Consider the following 19,728-nt stretch of genomic DNA (forward strand, 5'->3'; position numbering starts at 1 on the left):
CCCGAGGGATCCCGATGAGCGACAACACCGCAGGCGGGCCGCCGCCGGAAGAGAACGAGCCGACGCCGCAGAACCCGTACGCGAGCACGCCGGAGCCCGGTGCCGGCGCGCAGTCTCCCTCCGAGCCCGTGCCACCGAGCCAGCCGCCGGCGGAGCCGCCGGTCACGCCGCCCGCGCAGCCCACACCGCCCGCGCAGCCCACGCCGCCCGTGGCGCCACCGGTGGCACCGCCCGTCGCGCCACCGTACGGAGCCCCGACACCGCCTCCGGCCGCACAGCCCTACGGTGCCCCCGCCGGCGGCCAGCAGCCTCCCTACCCGCCTCCCGCCGGGGCCTACCCGCCACCGGGCGGTGCGTACCCGCCGCCTCCGGGCCAGCCCGCGTACGCGGGCGCCGCGCCCTTCTCGGTCGGTGACGCGATCGGCTTCGGGTGGAAGAGGTTCTGGGCCAACCCGTGGCCGTGGATCCTGGCCGCCCTGATCTTCGTGCTCATCAACGTCGTCTTCAGCTGGATCACCGGCGGTTTCGACCAGCTCACGGACTACCGGACCGACGGGTTCACCGACACCAACATGGCCGAGGCCCTGGGGCTGAGCTTCGTCAGCGTCCTGCTGTCGATCGTCGGAGCGATCATCGGCTACCTCATCACCGCCTTCTTCACCCGTGGGGCGCTCGACGAGTCGCAGGGGCGCAAGCCCGACGTCGCCGCGTTCTTCCGGATCGGCAACGTGGTGAACGTGATCCTCGCGGCCTTCCTGGTCGGCATCATGGCTGCCGTGGGCACCCTCCTCTGCGTGCTGCCCGGCCTGGCCGTCCTGCTCTTCTCGACGTTCGTCTACTACTTCACGCTCGACAAGGAGCAGGACGCCATCACGGCGATCAAGTCCAGCTGGTCGCTGGTCGCGAAGAACTTCGGGTCGGTCTTCCTGCTGCTCCTCGCGCTCTTCGGCATCAACATCGTCGGAGCCCTCCTGTGCGGGATCGGACTGCTCGTGACGCTCCCGCTGTCCTACATCGCGGTCGCGTACGCCTACCGTCGCCTGGTGGGCGAGCAGCCCGTCTGACCTCGAGCACCACGACCGCGGGCTGCGCCGCACGCTCGTCCCGGGCGGCGGCGCAGCCCGTCGGCGTGTCCGAGGGGTCCGAGGCGGCGAGACCAGCGGGTGAACCGGTCGGGTCGGCGGGCGGACGCCCTGGCTCTCGGCACGGTGGACCGGCTAGCGTGAGGGCGCCCGGTCCGTCCTGATCGGTCCGGTCCGTCCGTCGAGAGGCCCCCATGAACAGCCAGAACCCGTCCGACCAGGTCCCCGAGTACGGTCAGTACGTGCCCCCGGCGGACCAGAACGGTGCACCCGGACAGCCGAACCCGTACGGGCACCAGGGCGGGCAGCCAGGGTTCCAGGGCCAGTACCCGCCGCAGGGCTACCCGGCCGCGCCGGCCGACCCGCTCTCGCCGGCCGACACCAGGACGTGGGCCGGCTTGTCCCACCTCCTGGGGGGCATCCTCGGGTTCCTGGCGCCGCTCGTGATCTGGCTCGTCTTCCGCGAGCGCAGCCACGTCGTGGACACCGAGGCCAAGAGGGCGCTCAACTTCCAGATCCTGGTGGCGATCGTCCTCCTCGCCGCGAGCTGGGTGCTCCCGGGCTTCCTGTCCGGGCTGGTCGTCTTCGGTGTCTGGGTGACGTCGCTCGTGTTCGGCATCCTCAACTTCCAGGCGTTCAACAACGGCCGGGAGACCGCGTACCCGGTGGACCTGAAGATCGTGAAGTAGCCACTCCTGCGCGGAGCGAGGGGCGTCCCGGGAGCTTTCTCGGGGCGCCCCTCGCGCCGACCGGTCGTCGAGCGCAGGAACGGCCCGTGGCGCGCGCCGGCCGCCCGGTGCCCGGCACCGGTCCTCGGCCCAGACCTCAGTCGGCCGTCACGAAGTCGATGAGCTCCTCGACGCGCCCCAGCAGCGACGGTTCGAGGTCCGCATAGGTGCGCACGGTCCCGAGGATGCGCTGCCAGCCCCGCGCGACGTCGGCCTGCTCGGCCGCGGGCCACCCGAGCTCGCGCAGGATCCCGCGCTTCCACTCGGTGCCGCGCTCGATCACGGGCCAGACGTCGAGCCCGATCCGCTCGGGGCGCACGGCCTGCCACACGTCGACGTAGGGGTGGCCGAGCACCTTGACCGTGCCGGGCCGCACGCCGCGCAGCGCCTCCGCGACCAGGCGCGTCTCCTTGCTGCCGGGAACGAGGTGGTCGACGAGTACGCCCACCTTGCGCTCCGCCGTCGGGCCGAAGTCCTTGAGGGCTTCGCCGAGGTTGTCGACGCCGTCGAGCAGCTCGACCACGACCCCCTCGATGCGCAGGTCGTCACCCCAGACCTTCTCGACGAGCTCGGCGTCGTGCTTGCCCTCGACCCAGATGCGGCTGCCGCGCGCGACGCGTGCCCGGACGTTCGCGACCGCTCGCGAGCCCGACGCCGTGCGGGTCGGGGCTGCGGGGGCCGTCGAGGTCACGGGGGCGGTCAGCTCGACCGGTTCGCCGTCGACCCAGAACCCCGCTCCGAGCGGGAAGGTGCGCGTGCGGCGCGCGCGATCCTCGAGGACGACGACGTGCATGCCGCCGGACTTCTCGACCCGCACGACCGCGCCGACCCAGCCGGTCTCGACGTCCTCGACGACGAGGCCGCGCTCGGCGGGCTGAGGGCGGGAGACCGGGCGCCTGCGGTGGGGGACCGGGGCGGGGGTCGCGCTGGACAGGACGTCGGAACCGTAGCGATCGAAGCTCACCGACGTCACCCTAGGCGCTCACCGCCCCCACGGCGGGAAGGGGCGCGCGGCGACGCGCGAGGTCGTCGCGGACATCGACGCGTCGCGGCCGCTCGCCAGGCCCGGCTCGCCGGGTGCGGGCCCCCGCACCGTGGTACGACTGGCCGGTGAGTACTTCGAGCGGTCAGGTCGCGCCGGACCCCCAGCGCTGGCGGGTCCTGTGGCTGTGCCTCGCGGTCGGCTTCATCACGATGCTCGACGTGTCGATCGTCAACGTCGCGCTCCCGTCGATCGAGAAGGCCCTCGACGCGGGCCCGACCGAGCTGCAGCTCATCGTCGCGGGCTACACGCTGGCGTTCGGGCTCGCGCTCGTCCCCGCCGGTCGCCTGGGCGACGCGGGCGGGCGCCGCACGCTGTTCATCGTCGGCCTCGTGGGTTTCGCCCTCACGAGCCTCGCGGCGGGGCTGGCGCCGAACGACGAGTGGCTCGCGATCGCCCGGCTCCTGCAGGGCGTGAGCGCGGGCCTGCTCAACCCGCAGGTCATCGGGCTCATCCAGCAGATGTTCTCCGGGTACGAGCGCGGCAAGGCGTTCGGCATGTTCGGTGCGACGATCGGCGTCTCGACGGCGCTGGGCCCGCTCCTGGGCGGACTGATCCTCCAGGTCGCGGGCGAGGAGAACGGGTGGCGCTGGATCTTCGGGATCAACGTCCCGATCATCGCGGTCGTGCTGCCCCTGGCGATCCGGTTCCTGCCCGTGACGGCGCACAAGCCCGGTCCGCGCCGGCTCGACCCCGTGGGCCTCGTGCTCATCGCGGTCGCCACCGTCGCGGTCATGCTCCCGTTCGTCACGACGTCGGGCCAGGACGACGACCCCGACCGCTGGTGGTGGCTCGCGCTCGGCGTGGTCGCGATCGTCGCCGCGGTGTTCTGGGAGCGGCGCTACCAGCGCACCACGGGCGCCCCGGTCCTGGACCCGCGGGTCCTGTCGCTCGCGTCGTTCCGCAACGGCACGCTGCTGGGCATCACGTACTTCGCGGGGTTCACGGGCATCTTCCTCGTCGCGACGCTCTACCTGCAGAACGACCTGCACTTCACGCCGCTGCACGCGGGGCTCATCGGGATGCCGTTCGCGATCGCGTCGGGCGTGGCGTCCTGGCTCGCCGGTCGCGGGGTCGCGCGCTGGGGCCGGCCGCTCGTGGTCGCGGGACTGGTCGTCGTGCTCGTGGGGCTCGTGGGCGTGATCCTCGCGATCCGCGCCACCGGCGACGACTCGTCGGCCGCGGGCTGGGCCATCGCCCTGACCATGATGGTCACGGGCATCGGCAGCGGGACGGTCATCTCGCCCAACCAGACCCTGACCCTGGCCCGCGTCCCGGTCGAGCTCGCGGGCGTGGCGGGCAGCATGCTCCAGCTCGGGCAGCGCGTGGGCTCCGCCATGGGCATCGCGGTGGTCCTCTCGACGTACTACTCGCTCAAGGCGGGCGGCTCGACCGGAGCCGTCGCGGCGAGCTCCGCGATGCTCATCACGGTCGCCCTGGTCGCGCTCTCGCTCGTGGTCGCGGTCGTGGACCTGCGTGCGCGCCACGCGCAGGGCGCGCCGGAGGGCAAGGTGGCGTCCACGACGTGAGCGCCGCCGTCGGGCGGGGACGGCGGGGGCGCGCGCCGCGAGGCCCGGCGACCGTCCGGGGCCCGACGGCGGAGCGCGGCCCGCGTCGTCGGGTGCGGTCGCGTCCGGGGCGTGCTCGGGAAGACACCGTGAGGACCCTGTGCACGTCGCGCCCCACGCCTCCGGCGACCGCGTAGAATTAGCACTCGACGGTGGAGAGTGCGAGAACGCGCGACGATCGGCAGGAGGTGGTCATGAGCGAGGAACGACGGCTCGACGTGCTGCGTGCGATCGTCGAGGACTACGTCCTGACGAGGGAGCCCGTGGGATCCCGTGTCCTGGCCGAGCGGCACCGCCTGGGCGTGTCCCCGGCGACCATCCGCAACGACATGGCCGCCCTCGAGGAGGACGGCTACATCGCCCAGCCGCACACGTCGGCCGGGCGCATCCCCACGGACAAGGGCTACCGCCTGTTCGTGGACAAGCTCTCGACGGTCAAGCCGCTGTCGTCGCCCGAGCGCCGCGCGATCGAGACCTTCCTGTCGGAAGCCGTGGACCTCGACGACGTCGTGGCCCGTGCGGGGCGTCTCCTCGCCCAGCTCACGGGCCAGGTCGCCGTGGTGCAGTACCCGTCGTTGCGCCGGTCGGGCCTGCGGCATCTCGAGCTCGTGCCGATCGGTGACCGCCGCCTGCTCGTGGTCATCATCACGGACACGGGGCGGGTGGAGCAGCGCACCCTCGAGGTCGCGGCCGCTCCGGACGAGGCCACGCTCGCCGAGCTGCGCTCTCGGCTCAACGCCGTCGCGGCCGGCAAGCGGCTCGCGGAGCTCGGGCAGGGCTTCACCGAGGTCGCCGAGCAGTTCCGCCCCGAGCACCAGGACCTCGCTCGCTCGCTCGCGCAGCTCGTCGAGGAGACGCTGTCCGAGGAGTCCGAGGAACGCATCGTGCTCGCCGGTACCGCGAACCTGGCCCGCGTCGGCATGAGGTTCGAGCACGCGCTCCGCCCCGTCCTCGAGGCGCTCGAGGAACAAGTCGTGCTGCTCGGGTTGTTGACCGAGATGGCCGCGGAGTCGGGGGTGAGCGTGCGGATCGGTCACGAGACGCAGCTCGAGGGGCTGGTGGAGACCTCGGTCGTGACGAGCGGATACGGTAACGAGGGGGACTCGGTCGCGCTGATCGGCTCGATCGGACCGACCCGCATGGACTATCCCGGGACGATCGCCTCGGTCCGCGCTGTCGCGCGGTACCTGTCGCGCGTCCTGACCACCTGAGTTCTGTTCTTGCGCCGGCGGGCGCCGCGCCGGGTCCTCGGGCCCTGGCCGTCACCGCACGGTGTTGTCGGAAGTCGCCGATCCTCGATCGGTGTGCGCTAGTAGAGAGTGACCTGTGAGCGACTACTACGAGATCCTGGGTGTGCCCCGGGACGCGAGCCAGGACCAGATCAAGAAGGCCTACCGCAAGCTGGCCCGTGAGCTGCACCCTGACGTCGCGGGCGAGGCCGCGGAGGACAAGTTCAAGGACGTGTCCCGCGCCTACGAGGTGCTGTCCAGCCCGGACAAGCGCCAGCAGTACGACCTCGGCTCGGACCCGTCGGCCGCCGGTGGTGGCATGGGCGGCGGGTTCGGCTTCCAGGACATCTTCGAGACGTTCTTCGGGGGAGGTCAGGCGCAGTCCGGGCCCATCCCGCGCGCACGCCGCGGCCAGGACGCCCTGGTGCGTCTCGACATCGACCTCTCGGAGGCGACCTTCGGGGCACGCCGCGAGCTCCAGGTCGACACCGCGGTGATCTGCGGCACGTGCTCGGGCTCGTGCTGTCGCCCCGGGACCTCGCCGCGCACCTGTGACGTGTGCAACGGTCGCGGCACGGTCCAGCGCGTGGCGCGCTCCTTCCTCGGCCAGGTCATGACGACCGCGCCGTGCGCCGCGTGCCAGGGCTTCGGCACCGTGATCCCCGAGCCCTGCGCCGAGTGCGCGGGCGAGGGTCGCGTGCGCAGCCGCCGCACCCTGACCGTCAACGTCCCCGCAGGGGTCGACACGGGCACGCGCATCAAGCTCACGTCGCAGGGCGAGGTCGGCCCCGCCGGCGGCCCCGCGGGCGACCTCTACGTCGAGATCCGTGAGCGCAACCACGAGATCTTCGTGCGCCGCGGCGACGACCTGCACTGCACCCTGCAGGTGCCCATGACGGCCGCGGCCCTCGGCACCGTGCTCGAGCTCGAGACGCTCGACGGCCCGCAGGAGATCGACCTGCGTCCCGGGACCCAGCCCGGTCAGATCGTGACCCTCAAGAACCTCGGGGTCGGCCACCTGCACACCGGTGGTCGCGGCGACCTCAACGTGCACGTCGAGGTCCAGGTCCCCACGGGTCTCGACGAGGCGCAGGAGGAGCTGCTGCGCTCGCTCGCCAAGGCTCGCGGCGAGGAGCGCCCGGACCCGCGCCTGTCGGCCGCGCACCCGGGAGTCTTCTCCCGCCTGCGCGACAAGCTCTCGGGGCGCTGAGCGTGAGCGCGCCGGTCTTCCTCGCGGAGGCGAACGGTCCCACGGGCGGCCTCGCGGGTTTCCCGGAGGGGTCGCTCTACGTGCTCGACGGCGCCGAGGGGCGCCACGCGGGCGTCGTCCAGCGGCGCGGGGTCGGTGAGTCGGTCGACGTCGTCGACGGCGAGGGGCTCCGGCTGCGGTGCACCATCGAGGGGGTCGAGCCCTCCGGGGTGAGCCTGCGCGTCCGCGAGGTCGTCCAGGAACCGGCGCCCGACGTCGTCGTGACGCTCGTCCAGGCCCTCGCCAAGGGGGACCGCGACGAGATGGCGATCGAGGCCGCGACCGAGGTCGGCGCCGACGCCGTGGTCCCGTGGCAGGCCGAGCGCTCGATCGTGGTGTGGCGCGGCGACCGTGCGGCCAAGTCGCGTGCCCGCTGGCTCGCGACCGTGCGGGCCGCGACCAAGCAGGCCCGCCGGGCCCGCCTTCCCCGCGTCGACCTCGCGATCGACACGCGATCGCTCGTCGAGCGCACGCGCCAGATCGTCGGCGCCGGCGGTGCGGTGATCGTGCTGCACGAGGAGGCGCTCGTCCCGCTCGCCGAGGTGTCCCTCCCCGTCCCTGCGACCCAGGACACGGCCGCGGCAGGCCGGGCACCCGAGGTGCTCGTCGTCGTCGGGCCCGAGGGAGGGATCTCCGAGCGGGAGGTCGAGGCGCTGACCGAGGCCGGGGCGCGTACCGCGCGACTGGGCCCCCACGTGCTGCGGACCTCGACCGCGGGCCCCGTCGCGATCGCGATGCTCGTCCAACGGCTCGGCCGATGGGGCGGGGCGGACGACGAGCGATGACCTGGTGCACGGTGCCGGCGCAGGTCCCGTCGCCCGGGCCGTGTCGGTGAGCCGGGGGTAGCCTGCCGTCATGACCAGCAACGACACCGCTCGCCCGAACGACCCCGACTGCCTGTTCTGCAAGATCGTGGCCGGGGAGATCCCTGCGACGATCGTGGCGACCACGGACCAGGCCGTGGCGTTCAAGGACATCAACCCGCAGGCCCCGCTCCACGTGCTCGTGGTGCCGCGCGCGCACCACGGCGACATCGCGCAGCTCGCCGCCGCGGACCCGGATCTCCTCGCGGCGGTCGTGGCCCTGGCCGACGAGATCGCGAGCGAGCAGGCCGACGGTCAGTTCCGGCTCATCTTCAACTCGGGGCCGCGCGCCGGGCAGAGCGTGTTCCACGTCCACGGTCACGTCATCGGCGGTGCCGCGCTGGGGTGGAACCCGGCCTGAGCGCCGGGCGTCGTGCGCCCGAGCCCCGAGCCGCCGGGGGCCGCCGGTATTCGCCCTGACCCGGCGGGTCGCGCTCGATATCATGGATGCACCACGAACCACCCAGACCTGCAGAAGGAGTGCCTCGGCGCAAGCCGGCTCATGCCATCTTCGACACCGCCCTCACCGAACGGCCCGACGTCGCACGGCCCCGCGGGCACCTCTCGAGACCAGGACCGTACCCGCGCCGCGCGGACGAACGGGACCGGCGGTGCGGCGGCCCACCCCTCCGGGGCTCGGGTCGAGCACCGCATCGTGGTCCCGGCCCACGTGCCCATGGTCGACCTGCTGGGCAGCGGCGACGCGGTCCTGCGGGCGATCGAGGTGGGGTTTCCCACGATCGACGTCCACGCGCGCGGCAACGAGATCGCGGTGACCGGCCCGGTGGGCGACGTCGCGCTGGCCTCGCGCCTGCTCGACGAGCTCGTCGAGGTCGTCGAGTCCGGTACACGCCTCACGCCCGACGTCGTGACGCGGTCCGTGGCGATGCTGACCGCCGCGACCGCGTCGCGCCCGGCCGAGGTCCTGACGCTCAACATCCTCTCGAGCCGCGGCCGGACCATCCGGCCCAAGACCGTGGGGCAGAAGCGCTACGTCGACGCGATCGACGCGAACACCGTGACGTTCGGGATCGGGCCCGCGGGAACCGGCAAGACGTACCTCGCGATGGCCAAGGCCGTCCAGGCGCTCCAGGCCAAGCAGGTCAGCCGCATCGTCCTGACGCGCCCGGCCGTCGAGGCGGGGGAGCGGCTCGGGTTCCTGCCCGGCTCGCTCTCGGAGAAGATCGACCCCTACCTGCGCCCGCTGTACGACGCGTTGCACGACATGATCGACCCCGAGTCGATCCCCAAGCTCATCGAGGCCGGGACCATCGAGGTCGCGCCGCTGGCCTACATGCGCGGTCGCACGCTGAACAGCGCGTTCATCATTCTCGACGAGGCCCAGAACACCTCGAGCGAGCAGATGAAGATGTTCCTCACCCGTCTCGGCTTCGGGTCGAGGATGGTCATCACGGGTGACGTGACGCAGGTCGACCTGCCGGGTGGGACGCCGTCGGGCCTGCGGGTCATCGAGGACGTCCTGACCGGGGTCGACGACGTCGAGTTCTGCCGTCTGACGTCCACGGACGTCGTCCGGCACCGCCTCGTGAGCGACATCATCGACGCGTACGCGCGCTGGGACGTGAGCACCGCGCGTCCCGCGCACGACGGCGGCAGCCGCGCGCGTGGCACCGTGCGGGGCGGGACCGCACGCCGCGAGAGGCCGCGAGACCCACGAGAACCACGAGACCCACGAGAGCAAGAGGCACGCTGATGAGCGTCGAGATCAACAACGAGTCCGGCTACGAGGTCGACGAGGCCGAGTTCGCGGCCCTCGCGCGCTACGTCCTGGACGCCATGCACGTCCACCCGCAGTCCGAGCTCGGCATCCGGTTCGTCGAGTCCGACGTCATGGCCGAGCTGCACGTGCGCTGGATGGACGAGCCCGGCCCCACCGACGTCCTGTCCTTCCCGATGGACGAGCTCCGGCCCGGGCGCGACGGCGACGTGACCCCCGCAGGCGAGCTGGGGGACATCGTGCTGTGCCCCGAGGTCGCGGCGCAGCAGGCGATCACGGCGGGTCACTCCACGGCCGAGGAGATGCTCCTGCTCACGACGCACGGCATCCTGCACCTGCTCGGCTACGACCACGCCGAGCCCGAGGAGGAGAAGGAGATGTTCGCGCTGCAGCGCAAGCTCCTCCTGACCTTCCTCGCCAGCCGATGACGGAGGTCCCCGTCGCGTTGCTGCTCGTCCTCGCGGTCGTGGGGGTCGTCCTGGCGGGTGCTCTCGGTGCGGGGGAGGCAGCGGTCATGCGCGTCACGCGCGCGGCCGTCACCGAGGCAGCCGCGGAGGCCGAGGCGGGGGCCGCGAGCGGTGGGGCGCACGGCGGAGCCGCGAGCCCGCCCCCTCCACGCGTGGTCCGGGTGCGTCGGGTCCAGGCGCTGACCGAGGACCCGCCGCACACCGCGGCCTCGCTCGCGTTCCTGCGCGTCGTCGCCGAGATGCTCGCGGCCGCCTGCGTGACCCTGCTCGTCCTGGCCTGGCTCGACGACTGGTGGCAGGCGCTGCTCGCGGCGCTGCTCTTCGCGGTCCTGGTCGCGCTCGTCTTCGCGCGGGTCGCGCCGCGCGCCCTCGGACGTCAGCACCCCGTGCGCGTGCTCCTGACCCTCTCGGGGGTCCTGAGCCCCGCGGTCGCCCTGACGGGCTGGCTCGCGCGGGTCACGGCCTCGAAGGAGGACGCCGACGGCCCGCACGAGCGTGAGCTGCGGGACATGGTCGATCGCGTGAACGAGTCCGAGATCATCGAGGAGGAGGAGCGCGAGATGATCCGCTCCGTCTTCGAGCTGGGCGACACGCTCACGCGCGAGGTCATGGTGCCGCGCACCGACATGATCACCACCCCGGCCTCCACGCCCCTGTCCAAGGCGCTGGCCCTCTTCCTGCGCTCGGGCTTCTCGCGCCTGCCGGTCACGGGGACGTCGGTCGACGACCTCGTGGGCGTCGTCTACTTCAAGGACGTCGTCAAGGTCGTGCACGGCACGCCCGAGGCCGCGTCGCGCCGTGTCGCGGACGTCGCACGGCCCGCGATCTTCGTCCCCGAGTCCAAGCCGGTCGACGACCTGCTGCGCGAGATGCAGGCCTCGTCGTCGCACATCGCGATGGTGGTCGACGAGTACGGCGGCGTCGCGGGCCTCGTGACGATCGAGGACGCGCTCGAGGAGATCGTGGGCGAGCTGACCGACGAGCACGACCGGTCGGGCCCCGAGGTCGAGGACCTGGGGGACGGGACCTTCCGGGTCCCCGCGCGCCTCCCGCTCGACGAGCTGGGCGAGCTCTTCGACCTGGACGTCGAAGACGACGACGTCGACACGGTCGGAGGACTGCTCTCCAAGGCGCTCGGCAAGGTCCCGCTGCCGGGGTCGGCCGCCGAGGCCCAGGGCGTGCACATGACGGGCGAACGGGTCGAGGGGCGCCGCAAGCAGCTCGCGACCGTGCTCGTGCACGCCGTGGCCACCGACCGGGAGGCTGCGGGCGATCCCGAGGCAGCGCCGAGCGCCGGGAACCGTGAGCGCGCCGAGTCGCGCGAGCGCGGCCACCGAGACCACCAGACGACCCCCGAGCACGCCGAGCGTGCCGGGCGGACCAGTGACTCCCCGCGTCGCGCGGGCGAGTCGAACGAGAGAGAAGCACACCGGTGACCCAGAACGACCACGCAGCAGCAGAGCACAAGGCCGGCTTCGCGTGCTTCGTCGGACGGCCCAACGCGGGCAAGTCCACGCTCACGAACGCCCTGGTGGGACAGAAGGTCGCGATCACCTCCGGGCGACCGCAGACGACCCGCCACACGATCCGCGGCATCGTGCACCGCCCCGACGCGCAGCTCATCCTCGTGGACACGCCCGGGCTCCACCGTCCGCGCACGCTCCTGGGCGAGCGCCTCAACGACCTGGTCCGCGAGACGCTCGCGCAGGTCGACGTCATCGCGTTCTGCCTCCCGGCGGACCAGAAGGTCGGGCCGGGCGACAAGTACATCGCGGCCCAGCTCGCGGACCTGACGAAGGGCCGGCGCCCCACGCCGGTCGTCGCGGTCGTGACCAAGGCGGACCTCGTGGACCGCGAGACCCTGACCAAGCACCTCCTCGCGGTCGACCAGCTCGGCGAGTGGCAGGACATCGTGCCCGTCTCCGCCAAGGACGGCTTCCAGGTCGAGACGCTGGAGGAGGTGCTGGTCAAGCACCTGCCGCCGGGCCCCGAGCTGTACCCCGGGGGAGAGCTGACGGACGAGCCCGAGGCCGTGATGGTCGCCGAGCTCGTCCGCGAGGCCGCCCTGGAGGGCGTGCGCGACGAGCTGCCGCACAGCCTCGCGGTCGTCGTCGACGAGATCGTCCCGCGCGAGGGGTCGGGCAACCCGGAGACGGGCAGGCCGCCGCTCCTGGACGTGCGGGTCAACCTCTTCGTGGAGCGCGACAGCCAGAAGGCCATCATCATCGGGCGCGGCGGGTCGCGGCTGCGCCACGTCGGGACCGAGGCCCGCAAGGGCATCGAGGCGCTGCTCGGCGCGCGCGTGTACCTCGACCTGCACGTCAAGGTCGCCAAGGACTGGCAGCGCGATCCCAAGCAGCTGCGCCGACTCGGGTTCTAGGGTGTACCCCCGCTCGGCGTCGGGCCGTCCCCAGGGCGGACGGACCCGGTCCCGCGAGACGATCCTGTCGTGATCTTCCGTACCGCGGCCACGAGCGCCGCCCTCGCGATCGGCCTCGCCCTGGTCGGGGCCGTGACCGGTCCTCAGTGGTCCCCGGTCCCGGTCACCGACCACCTCGAGCCCACGACCGCCGACACGACCATCGGCGGCCAGGGACCCGACGTCCAGCCCGTGGGGACCTACGAGGTCCGGGAGACGCCGGTCGTGGTCAGGCTCGAGGGGACGAGCGTCGACGGGATCGTGCGCGAACCGGTCGGCGCCCCGGAGGGGCTCCCCGGTGTGGTGTTCCTCCACGGAGCCGGGACGGGCGCGGCCGACGAGGCGTTCGTCGACGTCGCGACCGACATGGCGAGCGCGGGCGTCGTGACCCTCGTGCCGTCCAAGCGGCTCGACACGTACACGACCCGGCACCGCGACTACGTCGACATGGCCGACGACTACCAGCGCTCGGTGGACCTCCTGCGGACCAGGCCCTCGGTCGACCCGGACAGGGTGGGGCTGTACGCCGAGTCCGAGGGCACGTGGATCGCGCCGGTCCTGGTGGACCAGGACCCCGACGTGTCCTTCCTGGTCATGGTCTCCGCGCCCGTGGTGCCGCCACGGCAGCAGGCGGGCTTCGCGGTCGACTCGTACCTGCGCAACACGGGCGTTCCCCAGGGCGTCTTCCGGGCGATCCCGCGCGCGGTGGGCATGGAGATGCCGGGGGGCGGGTTCGAGTACGCGGACTTCGACGTCACGCCCTACCTCGCGCGCCTCGACGTGCCGACCCTCGTGGTCTACGGCACGGCCGACCCGTCGATGCCGATCGAGCAGGGGGCCCTGCGCATCATCGCCGAGGCGGGGGCGAACGGGAACCATGACGTGACCGTGCGCTACTACGAGGGTGCGAACCACGGCATCAAGATCGACGACGTCCTCGTGCCGGACTTCGCGCGTGACGTCTCGGCGTGGGTCCAGGGTCTCCCGGGCACCGCGGGGGCCCCGCCGACCGTGGCGGGTGGTCAGCCGAACCAGCTCTACCTCGCCTCGGCCGTGCCCAACCCTCGGTGGTACGGCAACGGCGACATCGTCATCGGGTTCGTGATCGTCGGCGGTGCGCTGCTCGTGGTGGGTCCGCTCGTGTGGCTCGTGACCGGGACGGTGCGCCGGGTACGCCGCACGCCGCACTCGCCGGGTCGGCTCGCGCCCGGGCTCCGGTGGCCGCTCGTGGGACTCGCGGTCGGGTCGGTCGCGACCATGGCGGGGCTCGTCGTCTACCTGGTCTCGGTCGCGAGGCTGGCGCTCGACTACCGGACGGACGCGTGGGTGGTCCAGGGCGGGTGGGTCGCCGTGCGCCTCCTGGGGCTGGCGACGGTCGTCGCCGCGGCGTTCATCATCAACCGCCTGTCGGACCTGCGGACGGCGCACAAGGCCGTGGACGCCTCCCCGGAGGGAGGGGTCGTGGTGCGCCCGGCGACCGGCGTCGGTGCCCGCACGACGCTGTGGGCGACGGTCGCCGGTTCGACGATCCTCCTCGTGACCCTCGCCTACTGGGGTGTGTACCAGCTGGGCATCTGACGCGCGGGGTCGCGGACGCCTATGGTCGTCCCATGGGACGACGCGCGCGGGGAACAGGGGGTTCGCGCGTGCGCGTCCTGGCGATCGAGGAGGTCGACGAGGACGTCCTGGAGACGTCCGGCCCGCCTGCGCGCAGCGAGGTTCCCGACGGCGGAGCGTCCGTCCCGGGGCCTGCCGGGGTGGGGGAGTCGCACGACTCGTCCGGTGCCGGAGCGCCCGGCGACGAGAGAGCCGCACGTCGGCCGTGGTCGCGCCGGTCCGGCCTCCTGGTCGGGGCGGGCGCTGCCGTGGTCGCACTCCTCGTCGGCGGCGGGGTCGTTCGTGGGGAGCTGAACGAGTCCGCGCGCGTCGAGCGCGTCGTCGCCGCCGGGGGTGTCCGGCCTCTGGGGTCGGGTGCGACCGTCGAGTGGCGGATCGACCCGCCGAGGCCGGCGCAGGAGGACTTCCAGGGGATGCGGTGGGTCCAGCCGGCCGTGGTGGACGGGACGCTCGTCGTGCCCGGAGATCCGGTGGTCGGGTACGACCCGGTCACGGGGCAGGAGCGGTGGCGAGGGACGCCGCAGCCGAGCGGGGCCGCCGAGCGCCTGACCGGGTGCTCGGGAACCGGGACCTGGTGGGCCCAGGAGGGGCCGCTGGTCTGCACGACGTCCGAGATCCGGGCCGTCCCGATGACCGGGGGGACGTTCGAGCACCTCGTCCCCGTGCGCCTCGAGGTGATGGTCGCCACGACCGGGGAGGTCACGGGCTCGCGCGCGTTCGACGAGGGGACCCAGGGAGCGGCGGTCTTCGACGACGGGATCGCCACGGTCAGGTGGGGGGACGAGGGCCAGGCGGTGGTCGACCTGGAGGACATGGCGACGGGGGAGCCGCGCTGGTCACGGGAGATCGCCGTGGAGCGCGGGAGCGGCGCGGACGCGAGCTACCTGGGGTTGCAGGACGGCGGGTCGGTCCTCCTGGTCGCGGTCGCGGGCCGCCTCGTGACGCTGGACGCCGACGGCGGGACGGTCGACGGGGCCGAGGAGGCGTGGACCGTACCGCTGCGCGACGGGCGTGCACGCGTCCAGCACCGTGACGGGGGCTCGACGGTCCTCGACCGCGACGGGACGGAGCTCTTCCGCGCGCGGGGCACGGTCCAGGAGTTCGAGACGACGGACGGTGCGCCGCCGAAGGTGTACTTCGTGACCGTGGGCGGTGGTGTGATGGACGAGTCCGGGGAGATCGCCCCTGCGCGCACGACCGCGCTCGACCCGGCCACCGGGCGGACCCTGTGGAGCAGGGACGGGGTCGACACCCCGGTCGCCCAGGTGGGGGACGTCGGCGTCCTGTCGGGTGCGGGTCGGCTGTGGGGCGTCGACCTGGGATCCGGGGAGCGCCTCTGGGAGAGCTCCGGGGTCCGCACCTACACGTCGTCGCACACCGACGGCACGGACCTGTACCTGGTGGGCACGAGCGCGTCGGGCGGGACGAGCATCACGGCGATCTCCCTGGACTCCGGGCACGAGCTGTGGTCGAGCGAGCTCGAGGATTCCGTGATCTCGGGGATGGCTGTGAGCGGCAGGCTCGTCGTGATGAGCGACGACGGCGGCCTGCTCGGGATCGGGTGACGGACCTGTCCGCGTCGGGACGCCCGGCTCGTCGTGGGCTCCGTGCCCGACCGCGCCACCCGGCGGGTCGCGCCCCCGGCGGCCTCGCCCCGCCCTGCCGGGACAACGGGACTACCGTGGAGAAGTGGCTCCACGACGTCGTGAGCATGATGCCCACGCCGTCGAGCTGGTCGAGGTGGCCGAGCTCGACGACGACTTCGACGCGGAGCCGTCGGGTGCGGCCCCTCGGCAGCGGGCGAGCGTCGTCACGGGTGCCGCGCACCCCCGGGGCGACGCCGCCGCGGGACGCCGCCGCAGCCGCAGCCGCAGCCGCAGCCACGGCGAGGACGTGGACGGGAGCGGATCGCCCAGGTCGCGTGGCGCCAGGAGGGGCGTCCTCGGCCACGTGGTCCTCGGTGCGGTCCTCGTGGTCTGCGCCGTGGGGGGCTCGTTCGGGGTGGGCGCGGTCCTCGAACGGGCGAGGGCCGACAGGGTTGCCGCCCAGGTGGGAGGGCTGTGGCCCGTCGCGGGCGAGCCTGCGACCGTGTGGCGAGCGTCGACGGGGGGAGCGCAGCCCGCGGCCGTCGAGGGTCAGGTCGTGCTCGTCGGCACGGACGGGACGCTGACCGCCCGCGACCTCACCACGGGCGAGGAGGTGTGGACCGCCGACCTGCCGTCCGGGGCGACCACGTGCGGCCCCGACCTCCTCGACCCGGACGTCGTGGGTTCGACTCTCGTGTGCGTCACGGTCCGCGGTTCCCCTCCGGTCGCCGGTCGCGGCGACGACGGGTTCCCGATCCTCGTGACGGTCCTGGACCGGTCCGGAGCGGTCGTCGGGTCGCGTGGGCTGGCGGACGGCGTCGTGGCGGCCGTGCCGCTCGCGGGCGGGCGGGTGGCGACGGCCGCCCACGGGGCGGGCGGCGTCGTCGTCGCGTGGGAGGGGGCGCTCGACGGTGCGGTCGAGAGGATCCGCACCGTCGCGGTCGCCGAGGGCTGGGCGGACGCGGTCGGGTCCACGGGGGCGGACACGTCCGCGACGGGGACGGTGCCACCCGACGACGTCGGGATGGTCGTGGTGCGCGGACTGCTGCAGGTCCGGGCCGGCGGCTCCTCGACGACCTTCGACACGAGCGGCGACGCGCTCACCGAGCGCGCGAGCTCGCAGGCGCGGGGATGGTTGAAGGAGGGCGGTCTGCCCGGAGGCTCGTCCGTCAGGGTGGTCGACGACCGGCGGACCGGGCGGGAGAACCGCATCGACGCCGTCGGGTCGGACGGTCGGGTGCGGTTCAGCCTGACCGGTGAGCCGTTCGTGCCCCAGGTCGCAGATGGCGGCCCGCCCCAGGTCGTCGTGGTCCGGATGCCGGGCTTCACCGGGTACGACGCGACCACGGGGCGCCGGCTCTGGCACCGGGAGGAGTGGCCCGAGGTGCTGTGGCTCCAGACCGACGACGTCGTGGTGATGGAGTCCGGGTCGCGCTTGCTCGCGCTCGAGTCCAGGACCGGTCGTGAGATCTGGCAGCGCTGGTTGCCCGCGGAGGTCGTCCGGGTGTTCACCGACGGTGACTCGGTGCTCCTGGCGACGGTCGGCGACGGGATCGGCGGGACGGACGGTGCCTCGACGAGCGTCGTGTCCGTGAGCCTGTTCGACGGTCGTACCGAGTGGCGCCGAGCCCTCGACGGGGACTACTACGAGGTCGTGTCCGCGCAGGGGACGCTGTTCGCGGTGACGAGGACCGAGGTCGTGCGTCTGGGTCGTGGGACGCGCAGGTACAGAGTGGGAGACTTGAGCCATCGGTGATCTACCGGTAGAAACTGACGGGGCCGTCGTGGCCTGATCCGGCGCTCGACCGACGCGAGCCCGGGGTGATCTGTAGGGAGAACGCGATGACCAACGAGACCGACCCCGGGCCTGGTCCCGATCAGCACTCACGGACCCCGGCCGGAGGGTCCGCGCAGGCCCCGTCGTCCGAGGGGTCCGCGACCGGAGCCACCTCGGAGCCGACGCGTGTCGCCGAGCAGGGGCGGGCCGCGGCGGTCGGGGGCAACCCGTTCGCCGGGATCCCCGTGAGCGACTACGTGCGGGACGGCGTGGCGGCCCTGCTGCTCTTCGTCTCGCTCACGATGCCGTGGGACGTCGGGCACAAGGCGTCGGACAAGGTCGAGGTCATCCTCGTCACGGTGGTCTCGCTGCTCTCGCTCGCGCTCCCGTACCTGGCGCGGACCGGTGCTCTGCCCACGACGTGGACGGTGCACACGACCCGTCTCGCCCGTCTCGTCGCGAACGCTCCGTACGTGCTGCTGGCCGCGGTCTACATCGTTCTCGACCTCGTGAACCGGACCACGGACAACGGCTGGGGCGGCGTCGGCACGGCGCTCTCGCTGGGCCTTGCGGGGGCGTTCCTCGCGGCCCAGCCTCGACAGGCCGAGCTCGGCCCGGTCGAGCAGGACGGCGCGGCCTCGCGTCTGTGGACGCTGGTCCTGACGGTGATCGCCGGCGTGGCGGTCGTCGGCGCGGTCGTCGCCTTCCTCCTCACCTTCTCCCTGGGCGTGTCGGCCCTGCTGGTGCTCCGGTTCCTCGTGGCCGGCGCGGTCACCGTGGCGCTCGTCGGGTGGCCCGTGTGGGGGATCCTTCGCCGCGACGAGGCCTGGCGTCTCGTGCTCGTCGGGCTGGGGATCGCGCTCGTGGTGCTGTTCGTCCTGAACACCAGCAACCTGCTGGTCAGCTTCGACTCGTTCGCCCTCGGGCAGTTCGGCCTGCTGCTCGTCCCCGCTGCCGCGGCGGTCGCCTCGTCGCCGGCCCTCGCGCGGACCACCTCCTCGTCGTCGCCCGTCTCGACGTGGGTCGCCGTCGCGGTCCACGCGCTCGACCTCGTCGTCGTCGTCGCGCTCGGGACTGCCCTGACCGGTGTCTTCACGCTCGCGGACGGCGGGCGAGGCTCGGTCCTGATCCTGTCGATCGTGTTCGGGCTCCTCGCTGCGGGCGCCGCGCTCGTGGCACGTCGCTCGCTCGCCCGCGACGCCGTGGCCGGGCGGACTCTCGCCCTGGGCGCTGCGGGTGTCGTGGCGATCCTCGGCATCGTGCTCCTCATCGTCGCGACGAACCAGCCCGGGGCCGGCTTCGGCACGACGCTGCTCCTGCTGGCGTACGGGCTGCCGCTCGTCGTGGTGTTCGCGCTCACGGTGCCGGCCGAGGTCCGCACGCACTTCGCGGAGAACCGCCCGTCGTCGCTCGTCGGGGCCGACGCCGCGCCGAGCGCGTACGTGTGGCAGCCGCCGGCGCCGCGTCCGGCGCGCCCCAAGCCCGCGCCGGAGCCGGTCGCCGGCCCGTACGGCAGCGGCAGCTACGCGACCGGCCCGGACGGGTACGGCCCCGAGCCCGGCGAGCACGAGCCCGACCAGGTCGCGGCACCGTCGCGCCCGACGCCCGTCCGCGCTCCCGCGCGGCCGGACCAGGCGGCGCGGCCGGACCAGCCGGTGCAGGCTGCCCAGCAGCCCCCGTCGGCCCAGCCCGTGCAGCAGGTCCGCTACCAGCCCAGCCAGGAGCCGACCCAGCCCGTCCGGCAGGACCCTCAGCCTGCTCGCCCGGTCGAGCAGTACCAGCCGACCCAGGTCCTGCCGGCCCAGGGCGGCTCGTCCTCGCACCCCGTGCAGCCGGTCGTCCCCGAGCGTTCGGGGTACGCGGCGCGCCCGGGCTACGCGGCGCAGCCCGTGGGTGACACCGCGGTGCTGCCGCCGTACCAGGACCCGCAGCCGGCCGGTTTCAGCGCCGCTCAGGCACTGGACCCGTCCACGCCGCTCGAGGTGCTCGCGCAGATCGTCCAGGAGGCTCCGCACCTGCGGCCCCAGGTGGCGGCCAACCCGTCGACGTACCCCGCGCTGGTCGAGTGGCTCGGCAACCTCGGCGACCCCGCGGTCGACGCCGCCCTGCGTTCGCGGGGCCGCTGACCGGCCGTTGACCGGCTCTGACCGGCCCTGACCGGCCCTGACCGGCCGGCGCCCCGCCCCGGGGTGGGCAGACGGTGTCGCTCGCCCGGTCCCGCTCGACGGCGGGCCGACGACGTCACGCACGTGACGTCGTCGGCCCGCCGTGCGCGTGTCATCCACCGGGACGTCCCGGAACATCGCCGCGGACGGGGGTAAGGTGGCACCGTGCACGTGACTCAGCTGCTCCTCCTTCGTTGC

16 protein-coding genes are annotated in these 19,728 nt (G+C 73.4%); 15 read left to right on the forward strand and 1 reads right to left on the reverse strand.

The window, feature by feature from the left end:
• Positions 1 to 14 precede the first annotated feature (14 nt).
• Both JOD49_RS19055 and JOD49_RS19060 read left to right on the forward strand, forming a co-directional pair.
• Entirely contained in the window at positions 15 to 1,064 is a 1,050-nt protein-coding gene (locus JOD49_RS19055; protein WP_205308553.1) for a DUF2189 domain-containing protein, read from the forward strand.
• 212 nt (positions 1,065 to 1,276) lie between these two features.
• Complete coding sequence (locus tag JOD49_RS19060; RefSeq protein WP_205308554.1) at positions 1,277 to 1,771, forward strand: DUF4870 domain-containing protein; 495 nt, start codon at positions 1,277 to 1,279, stop codon at positions 1,769 to 1,771.
• A 136-nt stretch (positions 1,772 to 1,907) separates the two neighbouring features.
• Here the strand turns inward: JOD49_RS19060 and JOD49_RS19065 are convergent, their stop codons facing one another.
• Positions 1,908 to 2,774, reverse strand: coding sequence for a DUF3097 domain-containing protein (locus JOD49_RS19065; protein ID WP_205308555.1), 867 nt, complete (start codon positions 2,772 to 2,774; stop codon positions 1,908 to 1,910).
• Between the two features lie 146 nt (positions 2,775 to 2,920).
• On the opposite strand from JOD49_RS19065, the gene JOD49_RS19070 reads away from it, so the two are divergent.
• The 13 genes from JOD49_RS19070 to JOD49_RS19130 all read left to right on the forward strand — a co-directional run bounded on the left by JOD49_RS19070 (position 2,921) and on the right by JOD49_RS19130 (position 19,491).
• Positions 2,921 to 4,381 (forward strand): MFS transporter, encoded by a 1,461-nt coding sequence (locus tag JOD49_RS19070; RefSeq protein WP_307822653.1) that lies wholly within the window; start codon positions 2,921 to 2,923, stop codon positions 4,379 to 4,381.
• Between the two features lie 233 nt (positions 4,382 to 4,614).
• Positions 4,615 to 5,631 carry a heat-inducible transcriptional repressor HrcA gene (hrcA, locus tag JOD49_RS19075; protein ID WP_205308556.1) on the forward strand — a complete coding sequence of 339 codons (1,017 nt, stop codon included), beginning with the start codon at positions 4,615 to 4,617 and terminating at the stop codon, positions 5,629 to 5,631.
• A gap of 115 nt (positions 5,632 to 5,746) precedes the next feature.
• On the forward strand, positions 5,747 to 6,859 hold the full coding sequence (dnaJ, locus tag JOD49_RS19080; RefSeq protein WP_205308557.1) for a molecular chaperone DnaJ: 1,113 nt from the start codon (positions 5,747 to 5,749) through the stop codon (positions 6,857 to 6,859).
• 2 nt (positions 6,860 to 6,861) lie between these two features.
• Positions 6,862 to 7,683 carry a 16S rRNA (uracil(1498)-N(3))-methyltransferase gene (locus JOD49_RS19085; RefSeq protein ID WP_205308558.1) on the forward strand — a complete coding sequence of 274 codons (822 nt, stop codon included), beginning with the start codon at positions 6,862 to 6,864 and terminating at the stop codon, positions 7,681 to 7,683.
• Between the two features lie 70 nt (positions 7,684 to 7,753).
• Positions 7,754 to 8,122, forward strand: a complete 369-nt coding sequence (locus JOD49_RS19090; RefSeq protein WP_205308559.1) for an HIT domain-containing protein — start codon at positions 7,754 to 7,756, stop codon at positions 8,120 to 8,122.
• Positions 8,123 to 8,437: 315 nt separating this feature from the next.
• Entirely contained in the window at positions 8,438 to 9,475 is a 1,038-nt protein-coding gene (locus JOD49_RS19095; protein ID WP_239526828.1) for a PhoH family protein, read from the forward strand.
• Positions 9,475 to 9,927: an rRNA maturation RNase YbeY gene (ybeY, locus tag JOD49_RS19100; RefSeq protein ID WP_205308561.1), complete on the forward strand. Its 453-nt coding sequence runs from the start codon at positions 9,475 to 9,477 to the stop codon at positions 9,925 to 9,927. The genes JOD49_RS19095 and ybeY overlap by 1 nt, the downstream gene beginning before the upstream one ends.
• A complete protein-coding gene (locus tag JOD49_RS19105) occupies positions 9,924 to 11,402 on the forward strand; it encodes a hemolysin family protein (protein WP_205308562.1) in 1,479 nt (492 codons plus the stop codon). The genes ybeY and JOD49_RS19105 overlap by 4 nt, the downstream gene beginning before the upstream one ends.
• Positions 11,399 to 12,346 (forward strand): GTPase Era, encoded by a 948-nt coding sequence (gene era / locus JOD49_RS19110; protein WP_204809426.1) that lies wholly within the window; start codon positions 11,399 to 11,401, stop codon positions 12,344 to 12,346. The genes JOD49_RS19105 and era overlap by 4 nt, the downstream gene beginning before the upstream one ends.
• Positions 12,347 to 12,415: 69 nt before the next feature.
• A complete protein-coding gene (locus JOD49_RS19115; protein WP_205308563.1) occupies positions 12,416 to 13,963 on the forward strand; it encodes an alpha/beta hydrolase family protein in 1,548 nt (515 codons plus the stop codon).
• A gap of 32 nt (positions 13,964 to 13,995) precedes the next feature.
• A complete protein-coding gene (locus tag JOD49_RS19120; RefSeq protein ID WP_205308564.1) occupies positions 13,996 to 15,567 on the forward strand; it encodes an outer membrane protein assembly factor BamB family protein in 1,572 nt (523 codons plus the stop codon).
• Positions 15,568 to 15,691: 124 nt separating this feature from the next.
• Positions 15,692 to 17,344 carry an outer membrane protein assembly factor BamB family protein gene (locus JOD49_RS19125; protein WP_205308565.1) on the forward strand — a complete coding sequence of 551 codons (1,653 nt, stop codon included), beginning with the start codon at positions 15,692 to 15,694 and terminating at the stop codon, positions 17,342 to 17,344.
• Positions 17,345 to 17,430: 86 nt separating this feature from the next.
• A complete protein-coding gene (locus JOD49_RS19130) occupies positions 17,431 to 19,491 on the forward strand; it encodes a DUF7937 domain-containing protein (RefSeq protein ID WP_205308566.1) in 2,061 nt (686 codons plus the stop codon).
• Positions 19,492 to 19,728: the final 237 nt, after the last annotated feature.

The organism is Oerskovia jenensis (genome assembly GCF_016907235.1).
Classification (GTDB): Bacteria; Actinomycetota; Actinomycetes; order Actinomycetales; family Cellulomonadaceae; genus Oerskovia; species Oerskovia jenensis.